Here is a 12,065-nt window from a genome sequence, read left to right on the forward strand (position 1 = left end):
ATGAAGGTTGGCTTGTATTTTGGAACATTTAATCCTATCCATATTGGTCATTTAACTATTGCTAATCATTTAGCTGAGCATAGTGACCTAGACCAGATTTGGTTTGTAGTAACACCTCAAAGTCCTTTTAAGAAAAAAAGTAGCTTGCTAGATGACAGACAACGCTATGAGATGGTGTATTTGGCAACAAAAGATTATCTTAAACTTAGACCATGTGATATAGAATTTGGACTAAAACAGCCTAACTATACCATCGATACACTCACCTATCTTCAAGAAAAACATCCAGATTATGAATTCGCCTTAATTATGGGTGAAGACAATTTGAAAAGTTTTCATAAGTGGAAAAATTATGAGCTGATTTTAGAGAATCATAGCATCTATGTCTATCCTAGATTATCTGATGGTAAGGTTGAAAAAAAGTTTAACAATCATTCTAAGATTTTTAACATTTCTGCCCCAATAATGGAGCTATCTTCGACGTTTATTAGAGAAGAGATTAAGGCTGGGAGAAACATTCGACCTATGCTACCCGACAAAGTATGGCATTATATAGACGAAATGAATTTTTATAAACATTAACAAAACTTAGACAGATCTGGCTTTATAATTTTTAAAAGAATAATTAACTTTAAGATTCCAAAAAAGAGAGAAAAAGAAATGACATTTACCACAGTTTTTTTAGTCGCTATTATCGCTTTAATCATAGCAAAAACGAGAGACATTGTGTTAAGAAACAATCTAGACCCTAAAAAAGAAAAGCGTCTGATTATTGCCAGTATTTTATTCATTCTATTTTTGGTTACAAACGCAACACTTCCATATCCTGAATCTCTTTATTGGTTTATAGGTTTGGGTATTGTCTTTTCAACTTCGATACTCTCTTATGATGTTATTAAGAAAGAGTTTAAAAGATTTATGGCATTAGAGACTAAAGACAAACTTCAAAACATTTTATTTTATAGCCTTTTAGTCGTTGTAACTAATATTTATCTCTAAAAATGATAAAAAGCATTTTCTAAATGCTCAATTCTATAGCTTTTATTCTCTTTAACAATCGCAATGATGTCAAATCTGACCTCAACATCTAAATCGTTTTCAGTTACAAATTCGTCAACTGCCTTTACTAGGTTTTTGATTTGCTTTGGTTTCACAAAATCCTGAGGATTTCCAAAATCCAAAGACGACCTTGTTTTAACCTCAATTATTGCTAAAATAGCATCTTTTTTGGCTATGATATCAACTTCAGCTTTATCAAAACGGTAATTACGCTCAATAATTTGGTAGTTGTTTTCTATGAGAAAATCTACTGCCAGTTGTTCACCTTTTTTTCCAAGTTCATTGTGTTGTGCCAAAGCAAGTTAAGATCAGTTAAACGTAATTGTGCTTTCTTCTTTGGAAACTTTTAACTCTACTTCACTACCCAAAACCAAAGCCCTATTATCATCTTCATGGCCAGCTGGCATATTAAAAGCTATTGGAAAATCGTATGCTTCAAGCGCTTCTAAAATCAATTGTTCTATAGACGTTCCCCAAAGCGTTGTGTTTTTTCTTAATTTGGTCATATCACCCACGATTACACCATTACATTTTTCAAAATATCCTGCACGTTTTAAGCTTTGTAGCATTCTATCAATATGATATTTATACTCTCCTATTTCTTCAATAAACAAAATTTTACCTGAGGTATCTATACTGGTTTCTGAACCTAGCATGGTGTGTAGTATCGTTAAATTTCCACCAACCAATTGACCTGTTGCTTCTCCTTCTCTGTTATATTCCGAACCCTCTAGATTATAGTTCGTAGGATTGCCAAACAATGCAGCCTTAAACGTATCTACCGATTGTTGCACTTCAGTAATATCTTGGGTTAAACTTACACACATCAAAGCATGTAGCGATTCAAAACCTTGGTTATGTAGTTGATTGTGTAGCGCTGTAATATCGCTGTAGCCAATAACCCATTTTGGATTTTCCTTAAATTTTGTGTAGTCTAACTTATCTAAGATTCTTACAGTACCATAACCACCTCTAGCACACCAAATGGCACTTACCTTGGGATTGTCCAGCGCATTCTGAAGATCCTCACAACGCTCATCATCTGTACCTGCAAAGTGGTTATCATTATTAAATACATGCTTACCAATTAACACATTTAAACCCCAGCTTTTTAATAAACTATCGGCTTGATTAATCTCACGCTCTCTATTTTTTAATATTCCTGATGGTGCTACAATGGCAACCGTATCTCCCGCTTTAAGATATGCTGGTCTTATAAGTTTGCTTTTAGTCATTTTTAATGAATTATCCGCTTTATTTTGTGCACAGATATTAGAATACGTACTAAAAATAATTGCAATGAAAAGAAAGTGTATGATATGTCTCAAATGCATAAATACTGCTTTTTGTAAATGTACATTTTTTTTAGAACTGTACATATATTGCGTACTTTTGTTGCTTCAAAATAAATAAGCACTCATGTCCAAAAGATATACCGTTACAGCAGCATTACCATATACTAATGGACCAATTCATATTGGTCATTTAGCAGGTGTATACGTGCCAGCCGATATTTATTCAAGATATTTAAGATTAACAGGTAATGATGTGGCTTTTATTTGTGGAAGTGATGAACATGGCGTGCCTATTACCATTAAGGCAAAAAAGGAAGGTGTAACACCACAGGATATTGTAGATAAGTACCACGCCATTATAAAAAAATCGTTTGAGGATTTTGGGATTTCTTTTGATAACTATTCACGTACCTCAGCGAAAATTCATCACGATACGGCTTCAGAATTCTTTAAAACACTTTATGATAAAAACGAGTTTGTAGAAGAAGTCTCTGAGCAATTATACGATGAAGAAGCCAATCAGTTTTTAGCCGATCGATTTGTGATTGGCACCTGTCCCAAATGTGGTTATGAAGAAGCTTATGGCGACCAGTGTGAAAGCTGCGGAACCAGCCATAATGCTACAGACTTAATTAATCCAAAATCGGCAATCACTGGTAATACGCCAACACTAAAAGAGACAAAACATTGGTTTTTACCTTTAAATAAGCACGAAGAATTTTTACGCGAGTGGATTCTTAAAGGCCATAAAAAGGATTGGAAACCTAACGTATACGGTCAAGTAAAATCGTGGATAGACGATGGCTTAAGACCACGAGCTGTTACCAGAGATTTAGATTGGGGAATTCCTGTTCCTGTAGAAGGTGGTGAAGGCAAAGTACTTTATGTATGGTTTGACGCTCCTATTGGTTACATTTCTGCTACAAAGGAATGGGCTGCACGTGAAGGTAAAAACTGGGAAGACTATTGGAAAGACGAAAACACTAAATTGGTGCACTTTATCGGTAAGGACAATATTGTATTCCATTGTATCATTTTCCCATCAATGTTAAAGGCAGAAGGTTCATACATTTTACCAGATAATGTTCCTGCCAATGAGTTTCTAAATCTTGAAGGTAATAAATTGTCAACATCAAAAAACTGGGCGGTTTGGTTACCAGAGTATTTGGAAGATTTTCCAAATCAACAGGATGTATTGCGTTATGCCTTAACCGCAAACGCACCAGAAACCAAGGATAACGATTTTACCTGGAAAGATTTCCAAGCCAGAAACAATAATGAGTTGGTGGCAATTTTTGGTAATTTCATTAATCGAGTGGCTGTACTTACCAACAAATATTACAATGGTGAGATTCCTCAGCCTGCAGAATTTAAAGCTATAGACGATGACACTTTAGCCGCTGTAAAAGCCTATCCTGCTGTTATCGCTAGTTCTATAGAACGTTACCGTTTTAGAGAAGGCAGCCAAGAACTCATGAATTTAGCACGTCTTGGCAATAAATACTTGGCAGACGAAGAACCTTGGAAAACCATTAAAACGGATGAAGAACGTACCAAAACGGTCATGTTTGTTGCATTGCAGATTGCTGCCTCACTCGCTGTTTTAAGTGAACCTTTTTTACCGTTTACTTCAGTAAAATTAAAGTCGATTCTAAATCATTCTGCTCTTAAATCTGATTTAACATGGAAAGACATTTCTACAAAGGATGTCTTGCTTCCTGCTGGACATTCCATTCAAACCGGAAAACCAGAATTATTGTTCTCTAAAATTGAGGACGACACCATTCAGAAACAATTAGACAAGCTTGAAGCCAGTAAAAAAGCTAATGAAGCGGCCAGCAAAAAAGTAGAGCCTCAAAAAGATGAAATTACGTTTGACGACTTTACTAAACTAGACTTACGTGTAGGCACTATTTTAGAGGCCGAAAAAATGCCAAAGACCAAAAAGCTTTTAGTCTTAAAGGTCGATACTGGTATAGACACACGCACCATTGTGTCTGGTATTGCAGAGAGTTTTAAACCAGAGGACGTTATTGGCAAACGCGTTACGGTTTTAGTCAATTTAGCACCGCGAAAACTTAGAGGTGTAGAAAGTCAAGGTATGATTTTAATGACTGAGGATGAACAAGGAAACTTAGTATTTGTAAATCCTAGCATTGAAAATGTCTCTAATGGTTTGAAAATAAGTTAATGCTTAAAATAGCATATCATCCCATATATAAACATCCATTGCCAGAAGGACATCGGTTTCCAATGGAAAAATATGAATTGCTACCTCAGCAACTATTGTACGAGGGTACTTGCCACAGCAGCAATTTTTTTGAGCCCGAAAAACCTAATGACAAGCATATACTCGCTGTGCATACACCAGAGTATTATTACGATTTGGTGAACATTACTCTAGATCAACGCGCCGCGCGTAAAATAGGGTTTCCCCTAAGTGAGGTTTTAGTTGAACGTGAAGTCATTATTGCAGATGGCAGTCTTAAGGCTAGTGAATATGCCTTTAAATATGGTGTTGCGATGAATATTGCTGGTGGCACACACCATGCTTATACCAATCGTGGTGAAGCCTTTTGCTTACTTAATGACCAAGCTATAGGTTCGCGTTATCTTCAAAGCAAGGGATTGGTAAAAAAGATCCTTATTGTAGATTTGGATGTACACCAAGGCAATGGCACTGCTGAAATTTTTCAGAATGACGATTCGGTGTTTACATTTTCCATGCACGGGAAAAGTAATTACCCGTTTAAAAAAGAACAAAGCGATTTAGATATTGCTTTAGACAATGATACTGACGACAGCACTTATCTTGATATTTTAAAACAAACACTTCCAAAACTTATTGAAGATCAAGAACCAGATTTCATCTATTACCTTTCTGGTGTTGATGTTATCGCTTCCGATAAGTTAGGTAAACTCGGAATGAGTATTGAGGGTTGTAAAGAGCGTGATAGGTTTGTACTGCAATCATGTAAAGATTTAAATATTCCTGTAATGTGCAGTATGGGTGGTGGCTATTCTCCAGATATTAAAACCATTGTAGAGGCCCATGCCAACACCTTTAGACTGGCGCAAGATATTTTCTTTTAACTAAAAAGCGCTAGTTAGTACTAGCGCTTTATTTATACACCACTTATTTCCCAGAGAAAATCTCCTTCAATTGTGTGACCATATTTCCATTACCTGAAACGGTGATTTCACCAATCTTTTCGGCAATTTTTTCAATATACTCCATCTCCTTTAGCTTGTACAACATATCGTTCTCCTCCATCAACTTTGCTGTGTTTAACAAACTACGTGTAGAAGCTGTTTCTTCACGTCGCATAATAACGTTCGCTTGTGCTTTCTTTTGCGCAACTAAAACCTGGTTCATAATATCCTTCATTTCACCAGTTAAAATCACATCTCTTATACCGCAGTTTAAAACGGTAACACCCAACTTTGATGCGCTTGTTTTTACGTCTTCAAACACTGCTTCTGCAATATTATCTTTACGTTCTAGCAATTCATCTAAGGTGTAAGCACCAACATAAGCACGCAACACCAACTGCATTGTAACGTATAATTGCTTTTCGTAATCCTTGTTTTCTAAAAGTGCCTTTTCTACATCTTTAACTTTGTACTGTGTGTAAAAGTTGATACGAATAGCGGCTTTATCTTTAGTTAACAATTCTTGTCCTGCAATTTCTAATTGAAGCTGACGCAAATCGGCTTTTACAATTTTAATAGAAGTATCATTTCTCCAGAAACGGTAAGTACCACCTCCGAGTGTCTTTGTATATACATCGTCTACTAAAAGCACAGCTTTTTCGTAAGCAGCAACTTCAAAAGTTCTGATGTACTTATTGACTTCATAATTGCTAAAAAGGGACTTATCCAGATTTTCAGTAATATAGATTTTGCTTAAATCTACATGTACATACTCACGATCAATTAGACCTTTCCAGAATACGTAGCGGCCAGCGGTTAGGACGTTGCTAAAGTTTCCTTTTTCGTAAAGTAAAACCATCTCTCCGTCCTTTACTTCTACAACATCTAACATAGCAGCCAAAATCTCATCTTTTAAGAGAATTTCCAATGCTATCGGTGCAGTAAAACTAGTGCTCAAACTATACATTAGTACACGCTGGTTAAACCCTAACCAGTGTAAACCTTCAGTAATCACTTTAACGTAATCACCGTTTTTGAATACCAAACCTACTTTTCCGGCATTAATTCTTACTCGTAACATTGTTTTTAGTTTTTTTATTAAACATCATTTTTGCCAACTAAGGCTAAACGGCATCACTTGTAACGGACGGATTGCCGGCTTCAAACTAGTATTGACGAGTTTAACACTAGTTGAAGTTTATCTTTATTTCAATTTTTACTTTTAAAAAATAGCAGATTGCAAATCATCTCTTCTATACGGAATTACTCATAGCAATATCAGCCGTAATCAGTGTAATGACATCAAGTAAAAAAACATATCGATTTGATAAGTGTCTTCTCACTTTTAATCATAACAGTAACTACTTTTGAAATAACAAATCATTAATTCAAGGTACTTTCAAGATTGCCTATTATTGAACACTAATTGGTTATTACTAAAGCCAATCTACAATCTACTATTTTGTCATTTTTATTGAGTAGTATGACGGACTACTTGTCTATCAGTTTTACAAGATGATAAGCTTTGGTGGACATCCTTTGCCCTAAAAGCTGCATTTACTGTGCAGTGTCTACTCTACCATTTGAGTTACGAGATTCTGAACATCTCGACCGGACTCGAACCGGCAACAAAACAATCTATTGTTCTAACCTAACTGAACTACTTCCCCTTTACATTGGTATGACTTTGTGGGGAAGGTGGGAATCGAACCCACGACCTATAGAGTCGTAGACTATTTTTTGGTGAACAGTCAAAACCTTCAAGTCTAGTTGAACATAAAAACGAAATACATATACGTATCGCCTTATGCAATAGTGCCATACCGAAACACCCAACAAGACCAGCTTGATATTTTTAAAAAAGCGTTCTGAGAATACCTCCGCTTAAGGATAAACTTTCCCAGGAATATAGCCGTAGCCCTTCCCTGGTTTTCCACGCGCTTCTCTTTGCTCAGAGAATTACGTACTTATCCGATGCCTCTATACATTGTAACCGTTCGGCAACTTAGACTTGGCTTGCATAGTGGCTTAATACCACGCTTTGCAATTAAAAGGGTTGGCTCCCTCACCATTCATAGGCGTCCTCTTTTGAGGCGGCCTACTAGAATGTTTACCACACAGCAAAGGCTTGCGACCTCTACTGTCCCATATGTTTCAATGGGTTTAGGCAACTACTAGCTGCTACAATGCCCGAAGTCTTTTGCCTTATTGCTCACCATCTGAGCATCCTCAATTCTGGTTTTAGGATGGGAATCGAACCCATAGTTTTTTTGACCTAGGAGAAGAGCTTCGGAAATGGCTTCGTAGATTTTAGCCTACAAAATACCAACCTTCTCCTTGTGTGTTTCCCAACACACAGTATGTTAAGTCACCGAATCGTTTCCAATCGGGCAACTCTTATACTGCAACACGCTCCGCAAGGGTGGATAACCTTAACGTAACCCATTACTACAACTTTTCCTATTGGTGTCTCCACCTCAAGCCTCTTTAAAACTGGCTATAGATTCTTAAAATACCTCAGCGGTCGCCCCTAGTATTTAATAACCTATGTTTGTTGCTTGCTTATCTGTACTATTTTCTGAGAAAACAGTCTCCATTTGCAGTGCCTGCAAACAGATTTATCCTTGTTACCAAGTTTATCTAAGGACGATAAGCCGCCCCAACATTCATCAAAAAAAATTTAAGAATGTTGATTTCTGCTAATCATGAAACCAAAAATTTAGGTTTCATGCCATGTCAATGAACTTTGTTGTGGAACAGACAGGACTCGAACCTATATCGTCAGATCTTCAATCTGGTGCATTGACCAACTTTGCTACTGTTCCAAAATTTTAGTGACTATCAAGATTCGCACTTAATCAAGGTAGATATACCGCCTGTGCGAGCCATTACACTATAGCCACTTTATTAGATAACCTGAACGGATTGAACCATTACCTCAAGATTCAAAGTCTTGAATGTTGCCATTACACCACAGGTTATTGTACTCCACCCAAGATTCGAACTTGGACTTAAAGGTGCTTAAAACCTTTGCCTCTTCCATTTGGGCTAGTGGAGTTTTTGTACAGGAAGAGAGATTCGAACTCCCAGTCTCTCGATTCTAAATCGAGTGCGTTTACCATTTCGCCATTCCTGCAAATTGTTGAGATATTAGGATTCGAACCTAAACTTTTCGCCTTATGAGAGCGATGCTCTGCCAGTTAAGCTATATCTCAATTTGTACTCCGTAAGGGAATTGAACCCTTAATTCCACATAGAAAGTGTGACGTCTTAAACCATTTGACCAACGGAGCAAAGCGGATAGCAAAGGAATTGAACCTTAATTACCCTGAGGTAAACTTACTTAGCAGGTAAGCGCAACAAACCAATATTTGCCTACTCTCAATTTTGCAGTACCGACGAGATTCGAACTCGCAACTTCTCGGGAGACAACCGAGCGCTCTACCATTGAACTACGATACTAATTGTGGGAATTGAAAGATTCGAACTTTCTTAGTACAATACAACTGTTTTACAGACAGCCCCAGCTCTCCAACGCTGACGAATTCCCAAATTTGAGATAAGAATGAGCCTTTAACTCTTAAAATCTAACCTGCAGCATTTCACTTTAACCGTTCAACCATCTTATGTTTTAAAACCGGCAAACTGAAGCTTGCCGATTTATTAATTCTCCTTTCTTTTTACTTATAATAAATTATTCAACCGATTCTGAAACCAACGTTTAGGTTCTGCTTCAGCTTCTTTTTTGGCTTGATTTTCTAAGATTCTGTTTTCGTTGGCCTGTGCTTTTCTTTTCTTTTTTACACGAGACAACATATTATCAACAAAACTTATAAAATCATCATTTAGCCCTAATTGCTTCGCTTCTTTTAAAGCATGTTCTGCATCTTCGAACTGAGCCAGACTTTCAAACAATTGACCTTGCGCCAATGCGATAGCAGCTTTATCAATACCTTTTACCGTTTTGGCAAAATCAATAACCTTTTGAGCTTCTTCAAAATCCTCGTTATTGGTTAATAATCGTATATAATCTGGATATATATCTGGTATATCCAATCTGCTGGCCAAAGCACTTTCAAAAGATGTTTTGGCTGTTTCAAAATCACCTAATTGTTCAGCATACACTTTTGCCATTAAGTGCAAAGCTTTAGCATTTTCTGGGTCGTAGGCCAAAGCGTATTGCAATGCTTCTACTGCTTTTTCCAACTCCCATGGGTAAGCTTCAATTGCCCTAAACAAGTGTATGTTTTGTAATATATTTCTCATTCTTCCTTTATTCAATAGTTAATACGGTCTCAAACGCATCTCCTCTAAGGGATGCTTTAAAACTGTTTGTTTTTGATTAGATCTTAATGTTTGGACATAAAAAAATCCGAAACAGTTTTATTGCTTCGGATTTTTTTCTGGAAAGTAATCTGCCTACTGATGAGCAGCTATTTCAGAAATATACCGAAGCCTTTTCTTATATGACCAGAGGTCATAACCAAGCATACTTGTTGGTTCACTAAAGTTTTGAAATGCGATACTATGTTTTAGCATGGCTTCTTGTTTTTTATTGTTAATGTTTAAATGCGAATTCGTTTACTTAATTCTACGGTGCAAATATAAAGTCGAAATTTTATAATTTCCAAATTAAATTTAAATTTATTTATTTGATTTTCAGTTACTTACATTTATATTTAAGCAAAGATTATCCTGTCCGTTTTACACGGATAAGTGAAGGTTTTTCGCAAACGTCTGTCTCCCAATTGCTTATTCTTCAATGTTTATATTTTAGTTTTTAAAATCCTGTTTCAATTTTTTCTATAATTTTTTTTCAGTTTTTTATGTTTTTTTGCCGTTCAACCGCTTTGTTTTTGTCATGTTTGATTGATTATAAACAAAAAAAGCGCCCAATTTCTTGGACGCTTGTATTCTATATTAGTATAAAACTCTAAATCATTTGTAAATAATGATTACCATAGATACACAAGGTCCTTGCTCGTTGAAATAATTCGATACTATTTCCACGATAATCCCACTGATACATCAGTGATTTTGGTGCTTTATGTACTATTGTCTTTCTCATTAGTGGTACAAATATGAAATAATTATGACGTAAAATCAAAATTCCAACACAAATTAGATTAAATATGAATAACCTATAGACCAAACTATTAACTCAGTTTTAAGTTTATAGTTATTACCTTTATACAAAAGAATAATTATGTTATCAAAATCAATAGAAACTGCTTTAAACAAGCAGATACGTATAGAAGCCGAATCCTCTCAAGTGTATTTGGCCATGGCTGTTTGGGCCGAAGTAAAAGGTCTGGAAGGCATCTCTAATTTTATGTACGATCAATCTGATGAAGAACGTGAGCACATGCTCAAATTGGTAAAATTTGTTAATGAGCGTGGAGGCCACGCACGTGTTTCTGAACTAAATGCCCCAAATGTCACCTTTAACTCGTTTCAGGAAATGTTTCAAAAACTTTTAGAGCACGAAGTATTTGTTTCTGAAAGTATCAATGAGCTTGTACACATATCGCTTCAGGAAAAAGACTATGCAACACACAACTTTTTACAGTGGTACGTTGCCGAGCAAATAGAAGAAGAAGCGGTTGCCAGAACCATCTTAGATAAAATTAACATGATTGGAGACGATAAGGGTGGCCTTTATTTGTTTGACCGAGACATACAACAGCTCACGGTAAGTTCTGCCGCACAAACTCCAGGTCAGGGTCTTTAATGTTAAAATTTATTTAGAATAAATTAAAATAACTATTTTTGTCGTGTTGATATACGTGTCAATATGGGCAAAAAGAAAAAGAACAAAGCACTAAAGAAGGAACGCATAAAAATACTCCAAACCTCAGGTATTGAAAGCTTAGGTAAAGTAAAGTCTAAGTGCTGTAAAAAGTATAAAAAAGCAGAATGCAAACGCTGTAAAAAATGTCCTTGCTTTGATCTTATAAGAAAAGTAGCATAAAAAAGAGCCGCAATGTGCGGCTCTTTTCGTTATGGACGACTTGTAATTATTTACCGAGCAATAAGAGCTCATTACAAACCACTTCGGTTGTGTAGCGTTTCATACCGTCTTTATCTTCCCATGAGCGTGTGGTCAGTTTTCCTTCTATGGCTACTTCTTTACCTTTAGTGACAAATTTTTCTACAATTTGAGCCGTTTTTCCCCAAGCTACAATATTGTGCCATTGGGTATCGGTTACCTTTTCTCCGTTGGCATTTTTGTAACTTTCGTTTGTGGCGATAGAAAATTTTGCAAGCATTTTACCCGATTCTAAATTAATGATTTCTGGGTCGTTACCTAAATTACCAATCAACTGTACTTTGTTTTTTAATGTGTTCATGTGTTCTAAATTTAATTGTTAAACAGTTAATACTATCGAGTTCTTATGTTTCGACAAGGCAAAGATGGGATGACCTGTAAATTTTAGTCGGTAGTTACCTATTTAATTTCGTTTGTAAATATTTGTAGTCGTTTGTAAATAGCTAAAGCTTTGTTCTTGTTGGTTTTTGCACTAAATTTATACTTATAAAAAAAGGTGCGTATATACC

At 36.0% G+C, this 12,065-nt stretch carries 11 protein-coding genes and 7 tRNA genes; 6 read left to right on the plus strand and 12 right to left on the minus strand.

Annotated elements, in window-relative coordinates; genetic code table 11:
- Both nadD and ACFQ1K_RS10670 read left to right on the plus strand, forming a co-directional pair.
- Positions 1-582 carry a nicotinate (nicotinamide) nucleotide adenylyltransferase gene (gene nadD / locus ACFQ1K_RS10665; protein ID WP_320554730.1) on the plus strand — a complete coding sequence of 194 codons (582 nt, stop codon included), beginning with the start codon at positions 1-3 and terminating at the stop codon, positions 580-582.
- Positions 583-660: 78 nt separating this feature from the next.
- Positions 661-999 (plus strand): hypothetical protein, encoded by a 339-nt coding sequence (locus ACFQ1K_RS10670; protein ID WP_320554731.1) that lies wholly within the window; start codon positions 661-663, stop codon positions 997-999.
- Here the strand turns inward: ACFQ1K_RS10670 and ACFQ1K_RS10675 are convergent.
- The gene (locus tag ACFQ1K_RS10675) at positions 996-1,355 is read right to left on the minus strand and encodes a YraN family protein (protein ID WP_320554732.1); all 360 of its coding nucleotides are present in this window, start codon (positions 1,353-1,355) and stop codon (positions 996-998) included. The two genes, ACFQ1K_RS10670 and ACFQ1K_RS10675, sit on opposite strands and share 4 nt — an antisense overlap.
- Positions 1,356-1,367: 12 nt before the next feature.
- Positions 1,368-2,294 carry a S66 peptidase family protein gene (locus tag ACFQ1K_RS10680; RefSeq protein ID WP_320554733.1) on the minus strand — a complete coding sequence of 309 codons (927 nt, stop codon included), beginning with the start codon at positions 2,292-2,294 and terminating at the stop codon, positions 1,368-1,370.
- A 184-nt stretch (positions 2,295-2,478) separates the two neighbouring features.
- Between ACFQ1K_RS10680 and metG the strand changes: the two genes are divergently transcribed.
- Together metG and ACFQ1K_RS10690 are read left to right on the plus strand one after the other, a co-directional pair.
- Positions 2,479-4,545 carry a methionine--tRNA ligase gene (metG, locus tag ACFQ1K_RS10685; protein ID WP_320554734.1) on the plus strand — a complete coding sequence of 689 codons (2,067 nt, stop codon included), beginning with the start codon at positions 2,479-2,481 and terminating at the stop codon, positions 4,543-4,545.
- On the plus strand, positions 4,545-5,447 hold the full coding sequence (locus ACFQ1K_RS10690) for a histone deacetylase family protein (RefSeq protein WP_320554735.1): 903 nt from the start codon (positions 4,545-4,547) through the stop codon (positions 5,445-5,447). Before metG ends, ACFQ1K_RS10690 begins: the two co-directional genes overlap by 1 nt.
- Positions 5,448-5,490: 43 nt before the next feature.
- Here the strand turns inward: ACFQ1K_RS10690 and ACFQ1K_RS10695 are convergent, their stop codons facing one another.
- From ACFQ1K_RS10695 to ACFQ1K_RS10735, 9 genes are all read right to left on the minus strand, one after another.
- Positions 5,491-6,588: a slipin family protein gene (locus ACFQ1K_RS10695; RefSeq protein WP_320554736.1), complete on the minus strand. Its 1,098-nt coding sequence runs from the start codon at positions 6,586-6,588 to the stop codon at positions 5,491-5,493.
- A 518-nt stretch (positions 6,589-7,106) separates the two neighbouring features.
- A tRNA-OTHER gene (locus tag ACFQ1K_RS10700) sits at positions 7,107-7,174 on the minus strand.
- A 23-nt stretch (positions 7,175-7,197) separates the two neighbouring features.
- Positions 7,198-7,269: transfer RNA gene (locus ACFQ1K_RS10705), tRNA-Arg, on the minus strand.
- Positions 7,270-8,259: 990 nt separating this feature from the next.
- Positions 8,260-8,332, minus strand: a tRNA-Phe gene (locus ACFQ1K_RS10710).
- A 238-nt stretch (positions 8,333-8,570) separates the two neighbouring features.
- A tRNA-Leu gene (locus tag ACFQ1K_RS10715) sits at positions 8,571-8,643 on the minus strand.
- Positions 8,644-8,649: 6 nt separating this feature from the next.
- Positions 8,650-8,722, minus strand: a tRNA-Met gene (locus ACFQ1K_RS10720).
- Between the two features lie 5 nt (positions 8,723-8,727).
- A tRNA-Glu gene (locus ACFQ1K_RS10725) sits at positions 8,728-8,800 on the minus strand.
- Between the two features lie 97 nt (positions 8,801-8,897).
- Positions 8,898-8,969: transfer RNA gene (locus tag ACFQ1K_RS10730), tRNA-Asp, on the minus strand.
- Between the two features lie 222 nt (positions 8,970-9,191).
- Positions 9,192-9,773 carry a tetratricopeptide repeat protein gene (locus ACFQ1K_RS10735; RefSeq protein ID WP_320554737.1) on the minus strand — a complete coding sequence of 194 codons (582 nt, stop codon included), beginning with the start codon at positions 9,771-9,773 and terminating at the stop codon, positions 9,192-9,194.
- 940 nt (positions 9,774-10,713) lie between these two features.
- On the opposite strand from ACFQ1K_RS10735, the gene ACFQ1K_RS10740 reads away from it, so the two are divergent.
- Both ACFQ1K_RS10740 and ACFQ1K_RS10745 read left to right on the plus strand, forming a co-directional pair.
- Positions 10,714-11,238, plus strand: coding sequence for a ferritin (locus tag ACFQ1K_RS10740; RefSeq protein ID WP_320554738.1), 525 nt, complete (start codon positions 10,714-10,716; stop codon positions 11,236-11,238).
- 63 nt (positions 11,239-11,301) lie between these two features.
- Entirely contained in the window at positions 11,302-11,478 is a 177-nt protein-coding gene (locus ACFQ1K_RS10745; RefSeq protein ID WP_320554739.1) for a hypothetical protein, read from the plus strand.
- Between the two features lie 46 nt (positions 11,479-11,524).
- On the opposite strand, the gene ACFQ1K_RS10750 is transcribed toward ACFQ1K_RS10745, so the two are convergent.
- Positions 11,525-11,857 carry a single-stranded DNA-binding protein gene (locus tag ACFQ1K_RS10750; RefSeq protein WP_320554740.1) on the minus strand — a complete coding sequence of 111 codons (333 nt, stop codon included), beginning with the start codon at positions 11,855-11,857 and terminating at the stop codon, positions 11,525-11,527.
- Positions 11,858-12,065 lie beyond the last annotated feature (208 nt).

This window comes from Winogradskyella aquimaris (genome assembly GCF_042676105.1).
GTDB classification, from domain to species: Bacteria; Bacteroidota; Bacteroidia; order Flavobacteriales; family Flavobacteriaceae; genus Winogradskyella; species Winogradskyella aquimaris.